At 62.7% G+C, this 22,271-nt stretch carries 21 protein-coding genes; 12 read left to right on the top strand and 9 right to left on the bottom strand.

Annotation, left to right across the window (positions count from 1 at the left end):
- The first annotated feature begins 114 nt into the window (after nt 1–114).
- Nucleotides 115–1,494 carry an LLM class flavin-dependent oxidoreductase gene (locus tag M1L53_RS07455; RefSeq protein WP_054188955.1) on the top strand — a complete coding sequence of 460 codons (1,380 nt, stop codon included), beginning with the start codon at nt 115–117 and terminating at the stop codon, nt 1,492–1,494.
- A gap of 9 nt (nt 1,495–1,503) precedes the next feature.
- On the opposite strand, the gene M1L53_RS07460 is transcribed toward M1L53_RS07455, so the two are convergent.
- The 5 genes from M1L53_RS07460 to M1L53_RS07480 all read right to left on the bottom strand — a co-directional run bounded on the left by M1L53_RS07460 (nt 1,504) and on the right by M1L53_RS07480 (nt 6,399).
- Nucleotides 1,504–2,502 (bottom strand): helix-turn-helix domain-containing protein, encoded by a 999-nt coding sequence (locus M1L53_RS07460; protein WP_003940366.1) that lies wholly within the window; start codon nt 2,500–2,502, stop codon nt 1,504–1,506.
- An 81-nt stretch (nt 2,503–2,583) separates the two neighbouring features.
- Complete coding sequence (locus tag M1L53_RS07465) at nt 2,584–3,450, bottom strand: acyl-CoA thioesterase II (protein WP_054188837.1); 867 nt, start codon at nt 3,448–3,450, stop codon at nt 2,584–2,586.
- Complete coding sequence (locus tag M1L53_RS07470; protein WP_054188836.1) at nt 3,447–4,271, bottom strand: DUF1295 domain-containing protein; 825 nt, start codon at nt 4,269–4,271, stop codon at nt 3,447–3,449. The genes M1L53_RS07465 and M1L53_RS07470 overlap by 4 nt, the downstream gene beginning before the upstream one ends.
- Nucleotides 4,268–5,191: an SDR family NAD(P)-dependent oxidoreductase gene (locus M1L53_RS07475; protein WP_054188835.1), complete on the bottom strand. Its 924-nt coding sequence runs from the start codon at nt 5,189–5,191 to the stop codon at nt 4,268–4,270. Before M1L53_RS07475 ends, M1L53_RS07470 begins: the two co-directional genes overlap by 4 nt.
- Nucleotides 5,188–6,399 (bottom strand): acetyl-CoA C-acyltransferase, encoded by a 1,212-nt coding sequence (locus tag M1L53_RS07480; RefSeq protein ID WP_054188834.1) that lies wholly within the window; start codon nt 6,397–6,399, stop codon nt 5,188–5,190. Before M1L53_RS07480 ends, M1L53_RS07475 begins: the two co-directional genes overlap by 4 nt.
- Before the next feature lie 123 nt (nt 6,400–6,522).
- Here M1L53_RS07480 and M1L53_RS07485 point away from each other — a divergent pair, with 123 nt between their 5' ends.
- From M1L53_RS07485 to M1L53_RS07495, 3 genes are read left to right on the top strand one after another with little or no spacing between them, the layout of a single operon-like run.
- Nucleotides 6,523–7,755: an acetyl-CoA acetyltransferase gene (locus M1L53_RS07485; protein WP_054188833.1), complete on the top strand. Its 1,233-nt coding sequence runs from the start codon at nt 6,523–6,525 to the stop codon at nt 7,753–7,755.
- Between the two features lie 48 nt (nt 7,756–7,803).
- Nucleotides 7,804–9,321: a carotenoid oxygenase family protein gene (locus M1L53_RS07490; RefSeq protein ID WP_030534915.1), complete on the top strand. Its 1,518-nt coding sequence runs from the start codon at nt 7,804–7,806 to the stop codon at nt 9,319–9,321.
- A complete protein-coding gene (locus M1L53_RS07495; RefSeq protein WP_021345221.1) occupies nt 9,318–10,049 on the top strand; it encodes a hypothetical protein in 732 nt (243 codons plus the stop codon). Before M1L53_RS07490 ends, M1L53_RS07495 begins: the two co-directional genes overlap by 4 nt.
- 74 nt (nt 10,050–10,123) lie before the next feature.
- Here M1L53_RS07495 and M1L53_RS07500 read toward each other — a convergent pair whose 3' ends face one another.
- Genes M1L53_RS07500 through M1L53_RS07515 form a run of 4 tightly spaced genes read right to left on the bottom strand, consistent with a single transcriptional unit; the run spans nt 10,124 to nt 14,185 of the window.
- On the bottom strand, nt 10,124–11,782 hold the full coding sequence (locus M1L53_RS07500; protein WP_054188832.1) for a long-chain-fatty-acid--CoA ligase: 1,659 nt from the start codon (nt 11,780–11,782) through the stop codon (nt 10,124–10,126).
- Nucleotides 11,779–12,834, bottom strand: coding sequence for a dihydrodipicolinate reductase (locus M1L53_RS07505; RefSeq protein ID WP_050654671.1), 1,056 nt, complete (start codon nt 12,832–12,834; stop codon nt 11,779–11,781). Before M1L53_RS07505 ends, M1L53_RS07500 begins: the two co-directional genes overlap by 4 nt.
- Entirely contained in the window at nt 12,831–13,601 is a 771-nt protein-coding gene (locus M1L53_RS07510; RefSeq protein ID WP_042451076.1) for an SDR family oxidoreductase, read from the bottom strand. Before M1L53_RS07510 ends, M1L53_RS07505 begins: the two co-directional genes overlap by 4 nt.
- Nucleotides 13,598–14,185 (bottom strand): nuclear transport factor 2 family protein, encoded by a 588-nt coding sequence (locus M1L53_RS07515; protein WP_042451074.1) that lies wholly within the window; start codon nt 14,183–14,185, stop codon nt 13,598–13,600. Before M1L53_RS07515 ends, M1L53_RS07510 begins: the two co-directional genes overlap by 4 nt.
- Nucleotides 14,186–14,299: 114 nt before the next feature.
- Between M1L53_RS07515 and M1L53_RS07520 the strand changes: the two genes are divergently transcribed.
- From M1L53_RS07520 to M1L53_RS07555, 8 genes are read left to right on the top strand one after another with little or no spacing between them, the layout of a single operon-like run.
- A complete protein-coding gene (locus tag M1L53_RS07520) occupies nt 14,300–15,103 on the top strand; it encodes an ABC transporter ATP-binding protein (protein ID WP_003940309.1) in 804 nt (267 codons plus the stop codon).
- Nucleotides 15,100–15,813 (top strand): ABC transporter ATP-binding protein, encoded by a 714-nt coding sequence (locus M1L53_RS07525; RefSeq protein WP_054188831.1) that lies wholly within the window; start codon nt 15,100–15,102, stop codon nt 15,811–15,813. The genes M1L53_RS07520 and M1L53_RS07525 overlap by 4 nt, the downstream gene beginning before the upstream one ends.
- A gap of 3 nt (nt 15,814–15,816) precedes the next feature.
- Nucleotides 15,817–16,713: a branched-chain amino acid ABC transporter permease gene (locus tag M1L53_RS07530; RefSeq protein WP_003940241.1), complete on the top strand. Its 897-nt coding sequence runs from the start codon at nt 15,817–15,819 to the stop codon at nt 16,711–16,713.
- The gene (locus M1L53_RS07535; RefSeq protein WP_030534909.1) at nt 16,710–17,798 is read left to right on the top strand and encodes a branched-chain amino acid ABC transporter permease; all 1,089 of its coding nucleotides are present in this window, start codon (nt 16,710–16,712) and stop codon (nt 17,796–17,798) included. The genes M1L53_RS07530 and M1L53_RS07535 overlap by 4 nt, the downstream gene beginning before the upstream one ends.
- Nucleotides 17,799–17,856: 58 nt before the next feature.
- The gene (locus tag M1L53_RS07540; RefSeq protein WP_054188830.1) at nt 17,857–19,140 is read left to right on the top strand and encodes an ABC transporter substrate-binding protein; all 1,284 of its coding nucleotides are present in this window, start codon (nt 17,857–17,859) and stop codon (nt 19,138–19,140) included.
- A gap of 13 nt (nt 19,141–19,153) precedes the next feature.
- On the top strand, nt 19,154–20,875 hold the full coding sequence (locus tag M1L53_RS07545) for a class I adenylate-forming enzyme family protein (RefSeq protein WP_054188829.1): 1,722 nt from the start codon (nt 19,154–19,156) through the stop codon (nt 20,873–20,875).
- Nucleotides 20,872–21,273, top strand: a complete 402-nt coding sequence (locus M1L53_RS07550; RefSeq protein WP_021345212.1) for a nuclear transport factor 2 family protein — start codon at nt 20,872–20,874, stop codon at nt 21,271–21,273. Before M1L53_RS07545 ends, M1L53_RS07550 begins: the two co-directional genes overlap by 4 nt.
- Nucleotides 21,254–22,258, top strand: a complete 1,005-nt coding sequence (locus M1L53_RS07555) for an LLM class F420-dependent oxidoreductase (protein WP_228232790.1) — start codon at nt 21,254–21,256, stop codon at nt 22,256–22,258. Before M1L53_RS07550 ends, M1L53_RS07555 begins: the two co-directional genes overlap by 20 nt.
- Nucleotides 22,259–22,271 lie beyond the last annotated feature (13 nt).

Raw genomic sequence — 22,271 nt, forward strand, 5'->3', positions numbered from 1 at the left:
GGCCCGCCGACGAGGTCGCGAAGTCGACGGTATCGCCGGGTGCAAGCAGGAGCCGTACCGATCGCACTGATCGCAATGGTGTTCACCGCGGAGCAGGCACGGCATCGTGCGGGAATGACCCGCAGAATCCGCTTCAACGCCTTTGCCATGAACTGCGTCGCCCACCAATCGCCAGGTCTGTGGCGCCACCCGGAGGACCAGTCGTCCAGGTACACGGATCTGACGTACTGGACGGAGTTGGCGAAGCTCCTCGAGCGTGGACGATTCGACGGGCTGTTCCTGGCTGACGTGTTGGGAACGTACGACGTGTACGGCGGCAATCACGACGCAGCGCTGCGGCAGGGCGCGCAGGTACCGGTCTCGGACCCGCTACTGCTGGCGTCGGCGATGGCTGCCGTGACCGAGCACTTGGGCTTCGGGATCACCGCAGGTACAGCTTTCGAGCATCCCTACCCGTTCGCTCGGCGCTTGAGCACCCTCGACCACCTGACGAACGGGCGAATCGGGTGGAACGTGGTCACCGGATACCTCCCCTCGGCCGCGCGGAACATGGGCGAGGACGACCAACTCCAGCACGACGATCGCTACGACCACGCGGACGAGTACCTCGAAGTTCTCTACAAGTTGTGGGAAACGTCGTGGGAAGACGACGCGGTGGTGCGTGACAGAACCACCGGGGTCTACACGGACCCCGCCAAGGTTCATCCGATCGAGCACGAAGGCAAGCACTTCACGGTTCCGGGCATCCACATCTCCGAACCTTCTCCGCAGCGGACGCCGGTCATCTTCCAGGCCGGCGCGTCGCCTCGTGGGGTGCGGTTCGCCGCTGCGAATGCCGAGGCGATCTTTGTGGGTGCACCGACAAAGGCGATTCTCAAAGACACCGTTGCTCGAATCCGAAACGAACTGACGAAGGTCGGGCGAGATCCGTACTCGGCCCGCATCTACACACTGTTGACGATCATCACCGACCGAACCCCTGAGTTGGCCCAGGCGAAGCTCGAGGACTACCGCAGCTACGCGAGTAGTGAAGGCGCGCTCGTTTTCACCTCGGGGTGGATGGGAATCGACCTCTCCGGATACCGAGCGGACGAGCCGATCGGGAACGTCGAGAGCAATGCCATTCAATCCGCGGTCGCATCGTTTCGTCAGGCCGACGAGAAAGGCGGCGAATGGACGGTGGGGGACATCGCGGAGTGGGCGGGCATCGGCGGGCTCGGCCCGATCGTTGTCGGTTCCGGCGCGGAGGTCGCCGACGAGTTGCAGGAGTGGGTGTCCGAGACCGACGTCGACGGTTTCAATCTCGCGTACGCGGTGACTCCCGGAACCTTCGAAGACATTGTGGAGCATGTGATTCCGGAGCTGACCAAACGAGGTGCCTACCAGGGCGACTACGACGAGGGAACGCTGCGCAACAAACTGTTCGGGCGAGGGGACAGGCTGCCGCTCGAACACCGAGGCCGGAGCTTCGACCGGATCCGCACTGCCGGCTGAGCGGGGACCTCAGGACCAACCGGACCCGGGTACGTGAACCGAGGTGGTGAGGTCGACCGCCTCGATGTCCGAAGACCTCAACTCTTCACCACACACACTGCAACCCAAGCGTGCTTCGAACCGTTTACCGCAGGCCTTGTGATGGAGAACGATGTCCGGGCCGTCCGCGGATCTGAACCAACGCTGACCCCAGGAGATCATGCACATCACCACGGGGAAATACGCCGTGCCCTTGGCGGTGAGTCGATACTCCGACCACTGTGGGCGATCCGGAAGCGGACGCGTTTCCATTACACCGATCTCGGTGAGGTGCTTCAAGCGATCCGCGACTATCGCCGGTGGTGCACCGGTGATCTCGGCGAACTCTCCGTAGCGGCGAGCGCCTCGGAAAGCTGCACCGATGATCGCCGCTGACCAGCGATTGCCGACAAGTTCCATCGTGTGAGCCAGAATCTCCGGACGGCGTTCGGACTTGGTGGAGCGTCGCCGCGACGTTGCTTCCGGGACACTGCGTGAGAAGTCCCCACTCGGACCCATTTGGGAGTCCAGGGATCGTACGTCCACGTCCTCGCCGCACTCCTTGCAGCGCAGGATCGGGGTGAAGTCGTTTCCGCAGGTGCTGTGCCGCAGTGGTGGAAGCGGCTGGGTTTCATTGGGCGCCCACTGCTTCTCCCACGACCACATGGTGATGAGGACGGGCCAGATCGACTGCCCTTTGCGGGTGACCGAGTATTCGTGCCTGGGCGGGTTCTGCTGATACTCACGACGCTCGAGCATTCCGCCGGCCGTCAGGACCGCCAACCGTGAGGACAACACGGAGTTGGAGATTCCCCCGAGGGCGAGCCAGTCGTTGTATCGCCGCGACCCCAACAGGGCGAATCGCAGAATCCAGAGGTTCCACTCGTCCCCCAACAACCCGAGCGTGACGGCCAGTGCGTTCGGACCGCCGGCAGGCAACTCGGTGACGCCCGCCGACGCGGTGGGTGTCGAAGATCCGGCTGCATTCACTCGTACCACCCCGAAATCATAGGCCGCGCACCCTGCGGCACCGCGAGACCGTACCGAATGGTCTGCAGAAAGAGTCGGGAATCACTCGGTGCGGGCAATGAGTAACGCTTCCTGAGTGATCTGGCAGATCTGGAGTCCGGATCGATCGAAGACCGCCGCATTCACTACTGCTCTGCCGGTGTGAGCTGTGGGGGTCGAGTGCTCGAAGAGCAGCCACTCGTCCGCCCGCACAGGACGCTGAAACCACATCGTGTGATCGAGGGACACACCAGTCCAGTCCGTGTCGAGCGAGTGCTCCTGCCCGATGTCGTAGCCGTGCGGAGTCAGTGCGGTTGCCATCAGCATCAGATCACTGGCATAAGCGAGAGCAGCCACGTGAATCAGTGGATCGTCGCTCAGCCGCTGAGCCGAACGCATCCAGATGTTGCGCGGAGGCGCCGCCGAATGCGCGGTGGGGGAGTGCGAATCAAGGGGGGAAACACGAATCTCGATGGCGGAGAACTCCTCCCACACCTCACCCAACCCACCGTCTGCCTCGGCCAACTCTTGCAACGTCACGCACTCAGTGGGCGGGAGTGCGGTAGGTACTGCGCGACTGTGAGTGATGCCCTCGTCGATCGAGGAGGCAGAGACCGTGGAACGGCAGACGAGTCGTCCGTCCTGGTGGACGTCGACGCCTCTGGTGGACAGGCGTTTTCCATCCCGAAGTCGATCTACCGAGAACTCGGTTGCATGCTCCGTCGATCCCGGGCGAAGGAAGTGGGTGTGGACGGAACTGATCGCTTTGCCGTCGGTAACCGTGTGCCCGGCTGCGAGAATCGACTGGGCTACCAGTTGGCCGCCGAACAATTGAGGTAGACGAACGCCGTCGTTCGACCCCTGCCACCGGTCCGGGCCGGTCGATTCCAGATCGAAGACGTCGGCGAGACCACTCGTGGGGGCGCTCACGACGCGTGGTTTCGTGCCGGACGGGGTGGACGAGGTAAGAATCCGCTGGTCCGGGCGACGTAGTCGTCGTAGGCCTGCCCCTTGCTCTTGCGCATGCCGCGTTCGAGAAGGGCCTTACCGCTGTAGCTCACCAGCAGTTTGATCATGACGATCGGAGAGACGATCGTGATCAGCGCCAATGGATCACCAAGCGCGAGGATGAACAGTCCGACCCAGACGCATGCATCACCGAAGTAGTTGGGATGGCGGGTCCAGGCCCAGAGCCCACGGTCCATCACCTTCCCGGCATTGGCCGGATCGGCTTTGAAGCGGGAAAGTTGGTAGTCTCCAACCGATTCGAAGACGAAGCCGACGGTCCAGACCGCGATGCCGATCGCGCCGAGGACTCCGAGGGCGCGAAACTCGTACATCGCGAACTGGACGGGCAGCGACACCACGAGAATGAGGACGCCCTGGAGGCCGTAAATTTTGCGAATCAGGAACGGAACCAGCGGTCCCTGTTGATGTTTGAGCAGGGCAGTATAGCGCTTGTCCTGCCCGTGCCCACGGTTTCGGAAGCCGATGTACAGGCCGAGTCGCATTCCCCACACCACAGTCAGTGCCAGCACGACGAGGCGACGCAGATCGTTGCCGTCCGATCCGATGGACGTCAGGTACGAGACGGCGGCGACGACGGCAAAGCCAGGCCCCCAACAGATGTCGATGATCGAGTGATTGTTCATGCGGATGGCTACGGCCATCACGACTGCGATGAAGACGAGCATGGCGAGTGCGCTCACACCGAAGTTCAGTGCAAGGTCGCCCAGTGGGATGTCGGTCATGCGCGCGCTTTCTGATTGTGGTGGTCGAGCAGTTCGGAAGCGAAGTCCGCGAAGGCTTCCTGTGCGCTCGGATAGGTGTGAGGAGCGCCGAGTCGGCTGGTCACGAGTAGCGCGTCGAGCGCTTTGGCATCGAGTTCTGTGGTGGTGGGCAAGAATTCGGTCGAGCCCTCGACGGCGTCGGCCGAACGCACCCCGTTGCCTGCCGTGACGATCACCTGCCCGTTGGTCGTGGACTCGGGATCGACGAGGGCGGTGACCACCGGGGCTACCAGGTCGGCACCCATGATGTCGATGAATCGTGGATCCATTCCGGATTCGGTCATCTGCGTAGTGGCATAGGGCAGTACGACATTGGTGAACACATTGCGACTCGCACCTTCACCGGCTGCGGTGCGTCCCAATGCGATGACTGCTCCCTTGCTGGCGGCGTAGGCGGACACGGTGGGTTCCCCGTGCAGTCCTGCGGTCGAGGCAATCATCACGATGCGCCCGAATCCGGCTTCGCGCATCACTCGGGAGGCTTCGGCGGCGACCAGTGCGGTTCCGACGACGTTTGTCGTGATGACGGTGCTGAGGTTCTCGGCGGTAGTGCGATGAAGCATCTGCGGTCCGCTGACCGCGGCGCTGGTGATGCAGAAATCGAGTCGTCCGAACCGAGTGAGAGCGTCGTCCACCAACTTTCGGCCGACGTCGGGGTCGGTGACGTCGTCGTGGTTGGCGACGGCCTGTCCACCGGTTTCGAGGATTTCGTCGACGACCTGATCTGCAGGGCCTCGGCCGCTCGAATCGAGTGTGCGATTCCGATTGTTGACGATCACCGTGACCCCTCGGCTCGCGAGATGCAGTGCGACGGCACGGCCGAGGCCCTTACCCCCTCCCGTGACGACGGCAACGCGGCCGGAGAGTGAACTGACGGTCATGAGGCGATCCGTTCGACGAGCACCGCGACTCCGACACCGGCGGCGCCGCTGACCGCGGCCACACCGTAGCGTCCGTCGCTCCGTACCAGTTCGTCGACACATGCGCCGACGAGAATTGCTCCGGTGGCGCCGAATGCATGGCCCATCGCCATCGTGCCTCCGTTGGGGTTCATGCGGTCCGGCCCGGCGTCAAGATCGCGGCGGAACCGTAGGCAGAGTGCGGAGAACGCCTCTGCGAACTCGAACACGTCGATGTCCTGTGGACGAAGCCCGGCTCGCGCGATGACTGCCTCCACGGCGCTCTGGCCCGCAGTGAGCATGAGGACCGGATTCACCGAAGTCGAGGCGGATCCGATGATCCGTGCGCGAGGGGTCAAGCCGGCTCTCGCCGCGGCTTTCTCGGATCCGAGGAGTAGGAGCGCTGCCCCGTCGGCCATGGCGGGAGAGGATCCGACGGTGTGCAGGTGTTCGATCTTGCCGACCTCAGGGTAGGCGGCGAGCGCGAGTGCATCCTGACCGGCGGCGCCGAGCCCTTCGAAGGCCGGAGGCAGCGCGGCGAGTCCCTCTGCCGTCGTCTCTGCCCTGACCAGTTCGTCGTGCGCGATTCCGGCTTCACCATTTCTGCCGGGGACAGGCACAACGGACCGCTCGAATGCGCCGTTGCGCCAGGCCTCGGCAGCCTTGTGCTGGGTTTCGACGCCGTACGCATCCAACTCGTCGCGGGAGTACCCCTCGATCGTGGCATTCAAGTCGGCGGCAACACCCATATGGATGGAACCGATCTGCGCGATAGTTGCCGGGTCGATCCACAGCGGTCCTCGATCACTGAACATCGGAGTCCGGGAGACACTTTCGACGCCACCGGCCACGACGAGGGACACGTCGTCGCCGCGAATGCGGGCCGCGCTCTGGCCGACTGCGTCGACGCCGGATGCGCAGAAACGATTGAGGGTCGCGCCGGGAACGGAATCGCCCCAACCGGCAAGGAGTGCGGCAGTTCTCGCGATGTTCGCGCCCTGCTCGTCCACCTGCGATGCGCAACCGAGAACGACGTCGTCGATCTGTTCTGCGGCGAGGTTCGTTCGACCCTGCAAAGCCTTGGCCAGGTGGACGACAAGATCGACTGGGCTGTGTTCGTGGAGGGCGCCTCGCGCCGATGCTCGACCGCGCGGCGTTCGCACGTAGTCGAGGACAAAAGCATCAGTCATTTTCAACCCTTCAATTAGTAGAGTTACTCTGCTAGTTGTAGTACGGTTGCGGTGAAATTACAACCGCCGTTGCGCGGGTATCTCGGTGACGTCACCGAGGCCGGATCGGCAAGGGGAGAGGTCATGACTGTTTCGAACATTTGGATTCTCGGCGGGTACCAATCCGACTTCGCACGGAACTTCACCCGTGAGGAACTCGATTTCGCGAACCTTGCCGAAGAGGTGGTGAACCACACCCTGGACGCGGCGAAGGTTCCTGCCACCGACATAGAGGTGATCCACGTCGGTAATGCCTTCGGGCAATTGTTTGCCGGCCAAGGTCAGCTGGGCGCGATGCCCGCCACCGTGCATCCAGACCTGTGGGGTGTGCCCTCGTCTCGGCACGAGGCGGCGTGCGCATCGGGCAGTATCGCTGTACTTGCAGCGATGGCAGACCTGCGCGCCGGCAACTACGACGTGGCTCTGGTGATGGGTATCGAACTGGAGAAGACGGTTCCGGGTGATGACGCGGCCGGCCATCTGGGCGCTGCAGCCTGGGTCGGACACGAAGGTCAGGAAGCAAAATTCATGTGGCCGTACATGTTCGACCGTGTGTCGAAGGAGTACGGGCGGCGTTACGGGATCGACGAATCTCACCTTCGCGCGATCTCGCAGATCAACTTCGCAAACGCGAAGAACAACCCCAACGCGCAGACACGCGGTTGGGCGGTACCCGATCTGCTCGGGAATGCAGGCGGCGACGACGCCACCAATCCTGTTGTGGAAGGCGGTGTTCGACGATTCGATTGCAGCCAGGTGACCGACGGTGGCGCCGGGGTGGTGCTGGTGACGGACAAGTACCTCCGTGAGCACCCTGGTGCTGCGGCGACTCCGCTGGCCCACATCGCGGGCTGGGGTCATCGGACTGTTGGTTTAGGTCTCGAGCAGAAGCTGGCCCGCGACGCCGATAATCCCTACGTGATGCCACACGTTCGGGATGCGGTGATGGGTGCCTTCTCCCGGGCCGGAGTCGACCTGGCCGGGATAGACGGGATCGAAACACATGATTGTTTCACGGCGAGTGAGTATCTCGCGATCGACCACATCGGTCTGACCGCGCCCGGCGAGTCGTGGAAAGCCATCGAGAGTGGTGACATCGCCATGGGCGGCAAGCTACCGATCAACCCCAGCGGCGGTCTGATCGGCGGTGGTCATCCGGTGGGTGCCAGTGGTGTTCGAATGCTTCTCGACGCGGCCCATCAGGTGACGGGAACGGCCGGCGGTTTCCAAGTCGAGGGTGCGAGCCGCTTTGCGACGCTCAACTTCGGTGGAAGTACGGCCACCACCGTCAGTTTTGTCGTCGACGCAGTTTCCTGAAAGTGCAGCCCAACCCAGCCTTTCCCAATCAGTCGAAAAGAGAATTCCATGGACGTCGAAATCGTAGGCAAGTTGTTGTCCACCCTTCCCGCCGATGACGATCACCCGTATCGCACCGGCCCGTGGCAACCCCAGACCACCGAGTTCAAAGCGGACAACCTCGAAGTCGTATTCGGTGAGGTTCCGAAAGACCTCGACGGTGTCTACCTGCGTAACACCGAGAATCCGCTCCATCCCTCGATGAAGGCGTATCACCCCTTCGACGGTGACGGCATGATTCACATCGTGGGCTTTCGCGACGGAGAGTCGTTCTACCGCAACCGATTCGTACGTACCGACGGCTTGGCGGCCGAGCAGGATGCCGGCGCTGCGTTGTGGGCCGGGCTTGCCGAGTCTCCCAAACTCAGTCGCCCCGAGGGCGGCAAGGGTGCGCGCACCCGGATGAAGGACGCGTCCAGCACCGACGTCGTCGTTCACCGGGGGACTGCTCTCACCAGCTTCTACCAGTGCGGAGATCTGTATCGTCTCGATCCGATGTCGGCGGAGACACTCGGCAAGGAAAGCTGGAACGGCAAGTTCCCCTTCGAATGGGGTGTGTCCGCGCATCCGAAGGTGGACGACAAGACCGGAGAAATGCTGTTCTTCAACTACAGCAAGGAAGCGCCGTACATGCACTACGGCGTCGTGGACTCGGCCAACGAGTTGGTCCACTACGTCGACGTCCCACTTCCCGGTCCGCGCTTGCCGCACGACATGGCCTTCACGGAGAACTACGCGATCCTCAACGACTGCCCCTTGTTCTGGGATCCGGTTCTGCTGGAGAAGGGCGCGCACGTCGCGAATTTCCATCCCGATATCCCGCTGCGTCTCGGAGTCATCCCACGCCGCGGAAATACCTCTGACATCAAGTGGTTCGAGGCCGATCCGACCTATGTCCTGCACTTCGTGAACGCCTACGAAGAGGGCGACGAGATTGTTCTGGACGGTTTCTACCAGGGCGATCCGGAACCGTCGGACAACGGTATGGGCAATCAGTGGGAGCGCGCCTTCCGTTTCCTCGCTCTCGATCGTATGCAGACCCGGCTTCACCGCTGGCGTTTGAACCTGGTCACCGGAGCCACGCGTGAGGAGCAACTCAGTGACTCGATCACCGAATTCGGCATGATGAACGGGAATTTCGCGGGCGAGAAGTACCGATACGCCTATGCGGCTTCGGGTAAACCGTCGTGGTTCCTGTTCGACGGCTTGGTCAAACACGACCTGCTGACGGGCAACGAGGAACGATTCTCCTTCGGTGACGGTGTGTACGGCAGCGAGACTTCGATGGCGCCGCGCGTGGGTGGTACCGCCGAAGACGACGGCTATCTCATCACGTTGACCACTGACATGAACGAGGATGCGTCCTTCTGCTTGATCTTCGACGCTGCCCGCGTCGGAGACGGACCGTTGTGTAAACTTCGCCTTCCCGAACGAATTTCGAGTGGTACGCACTCGACGTGGGCGCCGGGTGCCGAGCTCCGACGCTGGCAGAGTGCCGACACCGCCGCCGAAGCGGTCGGACTGTGACGGGCACGCACGACGCGGGCACGTGGGAGATCCTGCGACAGGTGGTGATCGGTGCACGAGACGTGGACAAGACCGGTCACCAATTGCGCGAAGCATTGAATCTGGCACCAGGATTCGCGGATCCACTGCTCGAAGACATCGGTTTGGCCGACGAGACCTTGGCCGTCGGGCCGCAGGCATTTCTCGAGATCGTCGCGCCGCTCGACGAGAAGGTCTCGCTGGCGAGATGGATCCGCAAGGGCGGAGGGGAGGGCGGCTATGCACTCTCGATCCAGGTTTCGAACATCGAGCCCTATCTGGAACGTGCAGCTGCGGCGGATGTTCGGACGGTGGCAGATCTCGAGGCCTACGGTCACCGGATCGTCCAACTTCATCCCGGTGATCTCGGACTGCTCGTAGAACTCGACGAGATTCCCGACGCCGACGAGTGGTTCTGGGATGAGACGGAGAAGGAGGTTTCCCTCGATCCCTGGGTCGACGACATCCTCGGCGTCGACGTGTCCTCGCCCGATCCGGCCAGGACGGCGACGCTGTGGGCCGAAGTGTTCGGAAAGAAACCGGTCTCGGCGCAACCACTCTCGATCAGGCTGGGATCACGCGTCGTGTCGTTCGTTCCGGGGGAGCGGTCGATGCTCACTGCAATCGATCTGGCGGCGTCGAGCGGCGCGTCTGCCGTCGAGCCCGGGCTGAGTGTCGGCGGCGTGGAATTCCGGATTCACCCACGCTGAGCGTGCTTCACATCGAACGACAGAAATCGGGGCCGATCGCTCGAAGCGACCGGCCCCGAATTCGTGTCATGGACTCAAGCGAAGTCCTGTCGCAAACGAGTCTTGAGCAGCTTCCCGCTAGCGTTGCGTGGCAGCTCCTCGATGAACCGAACCGCACTGGGGCACTTGAAGTGAGCCAGTCGCTCGCGTGACCACTCGATGATCTCCGCTTCGGTTGCATCCGAATCAGCAGCTCGAACGACCACGGCAAGGGGAGTCTCACCCCACCGATCGGAGTGAACGCCGACTACCGCGACCTCGCGGATGCCGGGGTGCCCGGAGAGAACACTCTCCACCTCGGCCGGATAGACGTTCTCACCGCCGGAGACGATCATGTCCTTGAGGCGGTCGTGGAGGTAGAGATAGCCGTCCTCGTCGAACGATCCGCCGTCTCCGGTGCGAAGCCAGTCGCCGTCCAACATGGTGGCCGCAGTTGCTGCTTCGTTACGCCAGTAACGCTTCATGACGTGAGCGCCGCCGATGACGACCTCGCCGCGGGTACCGACCGGGACGTCTTCGAGCGTCACGGGATCGACTATGCGGATGGGCACTCCGAACATCGGCTGCCCGACGGACTTCAACCGATGCGCGGTCGACTCGTCGGTCGCCCGATGATCTTCCGGGGTCAGCATGGTGACGCCGCCGGTCGACTCGGTGAGTCCGTATGCCTGCAGGAAACTACACCCGAAGACCCCGGTCGCGTCTTGCAACAGGGGAAGTGGCATCGGCGCGGCTCCGTAGACCAGGAACTGCAGGGCACTCCAATCTGCCTCGCGCACAGCCGGAAGGGAGGTCAGGACGCTGATCACCGCGGGAACGGCGACCGCATGCGTGACTTTGTACTCCTGCATCAGCGCGACGAGTTCGAGAGGTCCGGCGATGGTCTCGAGCAGTAGAGCGCCACCGCCGAGCGTCGTGACCAGGGCGAGACCCAGTCCGGCCACATGGAAGAACGGAACCGGGCACATAGCCACGGAGTCGGTGTCGAGATCGAGCAGGTGATACATGGTGGCGAGGGCACGGCCGAGGTTGGCGCCGGTGAGTTCGATTCCCTTGGGGTGACCGGTGGTTCCCGACGAGTAGAAGATCAGCGCTGTGTCGTCGGGGCGGCGCGACGACCCCGGATCGTCGTCGCCGACACCGGAAAGCCAGTCGTTCCACGAGATCGAGTTTCCGGCGCCATCCACCGTGACGACGGTCCGGACGCTACCGACCGCCGCGGCGACGTCGGAGAGGCCCTCATCGCCTGCTCCGAGTACGACGACGGTCGGCTCGCTGTTGCTCAGGATGTAGCCGACCTCGCCCGGTGCCAGCCGATTGTTGACGGCCGTCAGAATCGAGCCCATCTTCGAAGATCCGTACAGGACGGAGAGGAAAGACGGTGCATTGGCCCCGATGTACGCCACCCGGTCGCCGGGTCGAACACCATCGCGCAGAAGTGCATTCGCGACACGATTTGTTTCGATGTCGAGTTCGCGGAAACTGGTACGCCCGTCATCGGAGATGACGGCGGTGCTCTCCGGACTGGCAATCGCCCGGCTGCGTAGCAAGTCTTCCAGATTCTGCACGGGGCGACCGTCGGGCAGGAGCGCGTTCACGGAAGGTTCACGGACGGCAGGTTCACGGACGGCAGGTTCACGGGTGGCAGGTTCACGGGTGGCAGTCGAACCTACGGCCGTCGGCTGAGTTGTCATGCTGAATGCTCCAATCTGAAGGGGGCAAAGACAGGGGGTTCGAAAATGCCGGCGGGAGCAGCGAGTACATGCTCGACGGCGCGTAGTGCCGGGCCTGCAGTGATGAACTGACCGGCTGTCGTGCGACTGTTCGGATCTTGTGGTTCGACCAGGTTGACGGTCATCACGATCTCGGGTTTGCCGAAGAGGTGGACTTCCCATTGGTCCCGTCCCGCGTATTCGTCGCGATCAGGTTCCATGGTCCAGATGATGGCGAGGGTGAGGAACTGCTTTCCGTCGACCATTGCGTGCCAGCGCCATTCGGTGGTTCCGACGGTTCCCGCGGCGATGCGTCCGGCGGCGACGTCGAGATCCGTACGTGCCGGAACGACCCTGTGATCGGACACGACCTCGTCGTAGGTGACGCCCAGGCGCTCGCACATGAACGCGATGGTCTCGAGGTACAGCGACGCGTACAGCGAGGGCAACGGCCCGGTTCCGTCCAGTTCCTCCGGGGGCGAACCCATTCCCATGACGGTGAACGCGAAGTCGGGGTCAGGCATGCCGCGAGCGTCGAGCACCTCGTCGATCGTAATTCGGTCGAGTTCGATCGATGTTCCCGTCAGCGCCAACGCCAATCGCTCGCCGATGACACCTGGGCTCACGCCGACCCCGAAGAGCGTCGAATCGCCTTCCTTGCATGCTTGGGCGAACATGTGCTCGCGTTCGGTGCCGTGTGCGCGGGGGAAGTGCTGCCCGGCCGTCGTGATCACGTTGATCCCGGCGCGAAGCAGACGGCACAGATCGTCGTCGTGGCGTTCGTACGGAATCTGCAACCGCGGACTGTGGATGAGAACCTGTGGGCGCGAGCGGATGATCTCGTCCACGTCGCGTGTAGCGATCACCCCCGTCGGTGCTCGTCTGGCGATGTCACCGGCGTCTCGACCCGCCTTGGCGTCGCTGTACACGTACAGGCCGACCAACTCGAGGTCGGGACGATCGATGATTCCGCGTAGCGCTGTCTTGCCGATGGCACCGGTCGCCCACTGGGCAACACGAATCGGATCGCTCATGATCGAGTGGTCAGTTCGCCGGCGAAGAGGAGCTTGCCCAGACCGCGTTCGTACCGAATCGGGTCGCGTGCCAGACGCGCACGGGCATCGATTGCCATGAAATCTGTGTCGCACGTCCACTCACCGCGTTGCGTGGCGGCGAGTCCGGTCGCGGCGATGTCCAGAGGATTTTCCTTGTGGCCCTGAACATGTGACGCCATGCGGGTATCGACGCTGCCGACGATCAACGACGTGACGGTGATGCCGTGCGGTTCGAGTTCGGCGCGAGCGATGCCGCCGAGCGACAGAGCAGCCGCCTTGGCCGGTGAATAGCCACCCATGAAGGCGGTCGGAGCGATTGCGGCCACCGACAGGACGTTGACTATCGATCCTCCGCCGCGGGCGGCGAGTACCGGCGCGAAGGCGCGGATCATCGTCAGAGGCCCGAAGTAGTTGACCTCCATCTCGGCTCGCGCAGCCGCTTGGTCGTCGGCCTCGATCAACCGATTCCCGGTGAACAGTCCGGCATTGTTGACGACCACTGTGGTGTCACCGCACGCCCTGGCCGCTGCATCGACGAGTCCTGGATCGGTCACGTCGAGTTCGACGATGTGTGCTCCGGTGGATCGCAGCTCGGCGGGCGCCTCGTCGGGATTTCTCACCCCTGCATAAATTTTGGCGGCACCCATCGACTTCGCCTGTTGGACGAAGGCCAAGCCGAGCCCTCGATTGGCGCCGGTGACGAGGACAGTCGCGCCCTCTATCGGCGTTCCGCGAAACCTTGTCATGAGTGCTCCTGTGTCTGCCGTGTGTAGATGAGGTCGTCGGGAAATTTCTTGCTCTTCTTCAAAGACGTTTCAGGCGCGAGCATCCCGAAGATCCAGCCTTCGGCTGTGGCCATGTCGTGGTTCCAGTCCCACCGCAGTGCGCGGTGGCGGATTCCCCACCTGCCGTCCTCGTAGCCGAAGCGGTCGATCAGGCGCGCCGCGGTGAGTGTGTCGGCTATGCCGTCCGAGTGCTTGATTCGCGCGAAGGCAAGCACGTAGGACTCGACGTGTGCTGTGGCCCCGTCGAGTTCGATCAGGACGTTGGTCATTGCGTGGGTCGTCAGTGACCGTGGGTGAGTGATGGCCCCGGCGATGTGGTCGATGTAGTCGTCGGCGGTGCCGGTGAAGACACCCCCGTGGTCTTCGGTTGCGCCGGGTAGATAACACCGCCTGGCGTCCTCGACGTCTCCGCGATCGGCAGCTCGGAGGAAACGAGCCAGAACCTCGTAGATTTCCTGCTTGGCGACGAGAGCGTCGACCCGGCTGTAGTCCCTGACGTCTGGGCCCCCGCCGCTGTCGACTGCGTGAATGTTGTTGGACCTCACGATGATGTCCCTTCTCGGCTCCGGATCGGGGGCCGCACGTTGACGGAGTGCCTCTGTTTACTGTAGTAATCTCTATCACACTGTTAATTGAAGTGTCACGAGGAGGTGAAACCAATGCTTGGAAACACACCACCCGCACAACCTGCGAATGACCCGGTCGTACTCACGCTCTCCGATGTATCGATCGAATTCGGCGGAGTCACGGCTCTCGACGACGTCGGCTTCGACGTCCACGCCGGCCAGATCTGCGGACTCATCGGGCCGAACGGCGCTGGTAAGACCACGCTGTTCAACTGCATCACAAGGATTTACGAACCGAGTCGCGGTGTCATCACCTGGCAAGGAACCGACCTCTTGGGATTGCGGCCCTATGCATTGGCATCTGCAGGGATCGCTCGGACCTTCCAGAATCTCGCACTGTTCAGCGGCATGAGCGTCTTCGACAACACCATGGTCGGCGGATCGTCTCGGGGCCGCTTCGGACTGGCGAGCGGGCTTCTCGGCTGGCCTCCAGCGCGCGCCCGAGTCCGAGAACTGCGAGAGAAGGCCTGGTACCTGCTCGAACGCCTCGAACTCGTCGACGTCGCGAACGCGCCGGCAGCAGGCCTTCCGTTCGGAACACTCAAGCGCGTCGAACTGGCACGAGCATTGATGTCCGAGCCTTCGCTGCTTCTGCTCGACGAGCCCGCCGGCGGGCTCACACACAGCGAAGTCAAGGAGTTGGGAGAACTGATCGTCTCGCTCCGCGACGACTTCGGCTTCGGAGCGCTTCTGGTCGAACACCACATGGGATTGGTGCTGGGTATCTCCGATCACGTTGTCGCACTGAACTTCGGCCACAAGATCGCTGAAGGTACTCCGGCGGAGATCCAGCAGAACGACGCCGTGATCAATGCTTATCTGGGGCGAGCGGCATGAGCCTGCTGACCGTCGATGATCTGCATGCCGGTTACGGGCGAGGCAATGTACTGCACGGGGTGTCGCTCGACGTGGAACCCGGCGGGGTCGCTGTTGTTCTCGGCGCGAACGGTGCCGGCAAGACCACCATGATGCGTGCGCTTGCCGGATTGATTCCGCACCAGGGAACGATCACCTTCAACGGTTCGCCGCTCGGATCCAAACCTGAACGCGCCGTGGCCGCCGGCGTCAGCCTTGTCCCACAGGGCCGTGGAACTCTCGGTCAACTGTCGGTACGTGACAACCTGCTCGTCGGCGCTGCGCTTCGCAACGACAAGGCGGAGATCGAGGCCGACATCGAGCGGTGGTGTGAGACATTTCCGGTGCTCGCGAGGAGGTCCACACAGTTGGCAGGTTCGCTGTCAGGCGGTGAACAGCAGATGCTCGCGGTCGCGCGGGCATTGATGAGCCGTCCCACCCTGCTTTTGTGCGACGAACCGAGCCTGGGTCTGGCGCCCATCGTCATCGCCGAATTGTTCGACACGCTCGGTGCGATCAACCGGAGCGACGGAACTGCACTGCTGATCGTGGAACAGAATGCCGATCTCGCGATGAAACTCGCGTCGAAGGTCTTCCTGCTCGACGTAGGCACCATCGTCGCTGCCGGCACGCCCGAGGAATTTCGTTCGGACGACGTCGTGCGCAGCGCCTATCTCGGGTACCAGGAGTAAACGGTGACACTCTTTCTCGAACGACTCATCTCCGGATTGACCAACGGCTCGATCTACGCAATTCTCGCGCTGGCACTCGTGGTGGTGTTCCGTGCCACCGGCACGATCAACTTCGCTCAGGGCGAGTTGGCCCTGTTCACAACCTTCGTGGCGTGGTGGCTCACAACGATGTCCTGGCCGATCTGGGCCGCGATCGGAGCGGCTCTCGCTCTCGGCTTCCTGCTCGGGGCGTTGATGGAGCGTCTGCTCATCCGGCCGGTTCAACGTAGAAGTGACATGGCAGTGCTGATAGTGGCACTGGGATTGTTCACCGGGCTCAACTCGTTGGCCGGAATGCTGTGGGGGAGCGAAACGAAGATCATGCCGAGCCCGTTTCCCAACGGTCCCACCGACTACATCTCAGTGGGCGGCGCGCGCGTGTACGGCGACGCACTGGGCGTACTGGTTGCGCTCGTTGTCCTACTTGTGTTGATGTCCTTGCTCTTTCGCAAGACGAGAGTCGGTCTGCACATGCGTGCCGTCGCGGACAATGCCGAATCTGCCACTCTCGCCGGAGTTCCGACCAGCCGGATACTCGCAATCGGCTGGGGTGTTGCGGCAGCGATCGGCGCACTGGCCGGTGTCCTGGTCACTCCGCTCTCGCCGCAACAACTCGGCCTCACGACCATGTTCCCGATCTTCATCGCAGCATCTGCGGCAGCGCTGTTCGGCGGTCTGGACAGTCTTGTCGGCGCAGTTGTGGGTGGGTTGACGATCGGTGTTCTGGAATCGATGCTCAGCGGCTACATTTCGGTCATCGGCGGTTCGCTGCAGCAGACATCCGCGCTACTGATCATCGTGGTGATCCTCTTCGTCAGACCCAATGGACTGTTCGGTACCAAGAAACTGGAGCGGGTATGACGACGCTTGCCGAGAGAAATGAACCCGCGGTCGCCGAAAAGGCAGTCAGGCAGCCGCGCGTGGTGGTTGCCGGATCGACGTCGTACCGGATACTCCAACTGGTTCTGCTGGTGGCTGCCGTCTGTGCCCTGCTCCTCGTGTCGCAGAGCGCGCCGTTTCGCGTAGGGCAGTTCACGAGTGTCTTCATCATCGCGATTGCCATCGCCGGACTGAATATCGTCAGCGGGTACACCGGACTTCTGTCGATCGGCCATTCTGCCTTCTTCGGCCTCGGCGCGTACACGACCGGCGTTCTGATCGTCGATCGCGGATACTCGCCGTTGACCACAATCCCGATGGCAGTCGTATTGTGTTTCGTACTAGGACTTCTCGTCGGGCTTCCCTCCTTGCGGATCAAAGGGCTGTATCTGGCCCTCGTTACCCTCGCCGTCGCTGTGGCGTTTCCCGAAGTGATCCGCAAGACCGGGGATCTCACCGGTGGCGCGGCCGGCATGGTCGTTCGTGCGAATCTTCTGGTCCCGCCGAAATGGACGGGTTTGACCCGCGCGGACACCTATCTCTGGATCTTCTGGGTTTCGGTAGTGACGCTGGCAGTGGTCATGCTCCTGATCCGCAATCTCGTCAAGAGTCGATTCGGTCTGGCAATGGTTGCGGTGCGCGACAACGAGATTGCGGCGAGTGCAAACGGCATCAACGTCGCGCGGGTCAAGATTCTCGCTTTCGGACTTTCCGGCGCGATCACCGGTCTGGCAGGTTCGCTGTTCACGATGTACATCGGCGCGCTCTCACCCGAGTCCTTTTCGTTGATGAAGTCGATCGAGTTCATCACCGGACTGGTGTTGGGCGGAATCGCAACGCAATTCGGCCCGATCGTCGGGGCTACGGCAGTGGTGTTCCTGCCGTACTACACCGGAAGCGTCACCGACGGCCCCGTGTCGGGAGTGGTGTTCGGCGCGGTGCTGATCGCGATCGTGTTCTTGATGCCGGACGGAATCGTCGGCCGGATCAACAGCGTTCTCCGACGGTTTGTCCTGGTGGTTCCCGCAGATCATCCCAAGTATCGCGAAGGTGAACCCCGCACCTGAGCGCCGTCTCCCTCGCCCACTCTCGTTTCTCTCAACTCACAGCAAGGAACTGGACGATATGAAAAGGCAGACCACGATTCCCGCAGTCATCGCCGCTGCGGCACTACTCCTTTCGGCCTGCGGAGGTAACTCCGACGCAGAGAGCAACACGTCGACCTCGGCCGGAGCAGTATCGGTCGACGACTGCAGCGATCCCAGTGGTGCCGCGGCGCCGATCACCGACAAACTCACGGTGGGGTGGAGTGGGCCGACGTCCGGCCCGCTCGCCGACGCGGTCGGCAACGTGATCGAAGGAATGCGAGCACGGTTCGAGGTCGAGAACGCGGCCGGCGGCGTCGGCGGCGTCAAGCTCGACGTCGTGGTCAAGGACGATGCCTTCTCCCCGGAGCACGCCAAAGCCAATGTCGGAGAGTTCATTCAGAAGGACAAGGTCGACGTTCTGGGCACGTTCGGAGCAGGCCAGTTGAACGCCATCGCGGACGACCAGACCACTGCCTGTGTTCCACTGCTCTTCGCGCAGGCAGGCATGCCCGAGTTCCGGGTGATCGAAGACTTTCCGTGGACCACGGAGTATCTACCGGATCCGGGCGTCGAGATGGAGGTAGTGGTCGAAAGCCTGAAGAAGAAGTATCCGAGCGGCGCCAAGGTTGCCTTGGCCACGAACCAGACCGAGTCCGGACAAGGGATCGCCAACGGTTTCAAGTCCGCGATCGAAGGAACGAACTTCGAGATCGCAGCCGAAGAGGCGCTGACCGACCCCAAGACGGCGGCATCGACCCTCAAAGCCAGTGGCGCCGAGGTATTGGTGGTGGCCGGTGTCACCACCGATTGCCTCGCGATCACCCAGGCGATCGGACGTGTCGGATGGAAGCCCGACACCGTGATTCAACCGTCGAACTGCGTCGACGGTGCGACGCTGTATGCGCCCGCCGGTGATGCTGCCGACGGGCAGCAGGTGATGGTGTGGCTCAAGGATCCCAACAACGCCCTCTACAAGGACGACGCGGCGGTACGTGACTACCTGGCCGGTGCGGCTGCTCACGGTGCCGATTCCCCGACCAACAGCTACACCGTGAACGGCTGGGCCATCGGTGACCTGTTGGTGGACAACTTCACTCGGGCCTCTGAGTCATCCGACGGGCTCTCACGCGCCAGCATCATGAGTGCCGCACGAACGCAGGACTACCACCCGCCGATGTTCATCGACGGAATCAAATTCACGATGACCGCGGACCATGCATTGGGAATCCTGGCATTCCAGCCGTTCGAGTGGAACGCCGCTACCCAGGCGTTCGAGAAGCAAGGCGACGTGATCGACATTTCCGGCCGTTACGAGAACTGAAACGAGTACGCGAATGAACAAGGCACACAGGGGATTGCATCCTCGCGTCAAGGTGGACGAATACACCTCGAAAGGGTGGTGGTCCGACGAGACGATCGATCAGGTGTTCCGGGCGCAGGTGCGGGTACGCGGTGACGAACTTGCCGTGGTTGATCCGGCGAACCGGAGCGAGTTGTCCGGCGGAGATCCGCGACGCCTCAGTTGGAACCAACTGGAGAGCGAAGTCATCGCGCTCGCTGCCGGCTTCTCCGAGGTGGGTTTGGGCCGGGGAGATGTTCTGGGCGTGCAGATGCCCAATACCGTCGAATTGGTCGAGGTCTACCTTGCAGCGTGGTCTCTGGGGATCGTGGTCTCACCCTTGCCCATGCAGTACCGCGAACGTGAAGTGGAAGGAATGGCAAACCAGGCGGCGTTTGCAGCATTTGTCACCGTACCCAGTTTTGGTGACAGACTCCCTGCTAAGGAGATCGCTGCAATCAGATCCCGGATTCCCTCTCTGAGATCGGTGTTCGCCTACGCTCCCGCATCCGAGCTTCCGGCCCAGTTGCCCGCCGGTGTCGTGGGGCTGAGTCCTCGGGCGGCCACCGAAACACAGCGCAGTGAATTGGATGTACGAATCACCGAAGATCCCAACGACCCCAACGATGCGATGACGATCTGTTGGACCTCCGGGACCGAAAGCGAACCGAAGGGTGTCCCACGTTCGCACTACGAGTGGCTGGCCATCTGCTGGGCCACGATCGACGCTCCCGACATCGGAGTCGGCGACGTCTTGTTGAACCCGTTCCCGATGGTCAACATGGCCGGAATCAACGGAATGTTCCTGCCGTGGCTCCGCACGGGATGTGTACTGGTACAGCATCACCCGTTCGACCTTCGAGTATTCCTCGGGCAGATCGAGGCCGAGCGCGTGACGTACACGGTAGCGCCGCCTGCGCTGTTGTGGATGCTGCTCGCCGACGAGTCGATGCTCGCGGCGGTCGACCTGTCGAGCTTGACTCGGATCGGTTCGGGTTCGGTGCCACTGCAACCTCCGATGGTGCGGGGATGGCAGGAGCGATATGGAATCGGAGTCATCAACTTCTTCGGGTCCAACGAAGGCATCAGTCTGCTCTCCTCGCCTGCGGACATGCCGGATCCGGACGACCGCGCACGGTACTTCCCTCGTTTCGGTGTCGAGAACTTCCGCTGGAGCACCAGAATCTCGGACTGGATGGACGTTCGCTTGGTCGACGTGGTCACCGGCGAGGACATCACGGAAGTCGGGCACCCGGGTGAGTTGCGAATCAGCGGACCGACGGTCTTTGCCGGCTATCTCGGCGATCGGCCGTCTCCGTTCGACGAGCGCGGATTCCTCTGCACCGGAGACATCTTCGAGATTGCCGGTGATCACGGGCAGTTTCTCCGCTACCTGGACCGGGGGAAGGACCTCGTGATCCGCGGCGGAATGAACATCGCCCCAGCCGAACTGGAGGGATTGATCGCCGAGCATCCGGCCGTTGCGGACGTGGCCGTCATCGGCGACCCCGACGAAGTACTCGGTGAGCGCGTCGCAGCAGTGGTGACACTTCGACCCGAGACGGAACTCGAACTCGATGCTCTGGTCGCGTTCCTGAAGGACAAGCGCATCGCGTCGTACAAACTTCCCGAGCGGCTGGAGATTCGGAAAGAACTGCCGCGCAATTCGACCGGAAAGATCCTCAAGCGTGAGCTTCGACAGAAGAGTGTGGCATGAGTGTGATGAACGACAGTGACAAGCTTGCGTTGGCGCGTGAGATGTTCCAGGCGTGGGACGTCATGGACTGGACACGCGTCGTCGACCTGTTCGCCGAAGACGGTGTGCTCCACAGCGTCATGCAGGAACCTCTTGTCGGCAAGGAGGCCGTTGCGGGCCGAATTGCGTTACTGGCAAGCAAGTGTGAACGGATCACACTGAAGATCGAGTCTCTCGGCGTGATCGACGGAAGGGTATTTGTGCAGCGAGTGGACGACTTCCACTTCGACGGTACCCATGGCGTCGTTCCTGTTGTCGGAATCCTCAGCATGGCAGACGGACGGATCACCGAGTGGCTCGAGTACTACGACCGTCCGACACTGTTGGAGGGAATGGGTCTTGTCTCCGACTTCGAGTAGAGGTTTGCCGACCATCGACATCTCCCTGGGGTTGTGGCAGGACCGTCCGCCGCGGGAGGTGACCACTACCGCGCGCCTCGCCGACAAACTGGGGTTCGGCCGAGTGTGGGTGGGGGAGATGGCGACGTACGACGCCTTTGCGCTGGCGACGTCGGTCGGCGTCGGCTTCGAGTACTCCGAACTGGTGGTCGGCCCACTCGCGGTGACGGTTCGTGATCCGGCGATGATCGCGATCGGGGCGGCGTCGGTGGCCGATCTCACCGGGCGCCACGTGTCGATCGCCTTGGGTACGTCCAGCACTGTCGTGGTCGAAAAATGGCATGGACGAAGCAGGTCCGGGGCAGCTCGGGCGCTCGCGGAGTCCGCCCGCGGTGTACGAGCGCTGATGGACGGTGAACGGGGCGAAGTCGCCGGAACGGTGATGCGGACCAGCGGATATCGGCTGCGACTTCAGCCGCCAGGTGGGCGGCTGATTGTTGCGGCATTCGGGGACAAGGCGCTTCGGGCCGCGGTGGAGTTGGGCGACGAACTGGTGCTCAATCTGGTCAGCCCGGAGCAAGCGGGGCGCCTGATCACACGGTGCAAGGAAATCGCTGCCGAGTTGGAAACCGGCATGCCTTTCGTGTCGGTGTGGGCACCGGCTGCCGTCGCCGAGAATGGACCGTCACAGGTGTCGATCGATCAACTTCGACGCGGGCTCGTACCGTATCTGGCTGCTCCGGGGTACTCGGACATGTTCGTCCGCGCGGGCTTCGCTGATGTGATCGAGGCAGCCAGGGCCGGGGCCGCGCCGCGCGAGCTCTTGAGCCAGGTCTCGGACGCGATGGTGGCAACGGTGGGAATCGTCGGGACTCCGGCCGATGCCCGCGAGCAACTCGAGGCGTACCGAGCGGCGGGAGTGGACTCCGTCGTGGCCGTGCCTTCATCCACTGATTCGGATCCTGCCGGCAAAGTGACCATGGAACTTCTTGCGGAGATGGCATGACGGACCCCCGACG

Source organism: Rhodococcus sp. T9N, from assembly GCF_024436645.1.
Taxonomy (GTDB): domain Bacteria; phylum Actinomycetota; class Actinomycetes; order Mycobacteriales; family Mycobacteriaceae; genus Rhodococcus_F; species Rhodococcus_F qingshengii.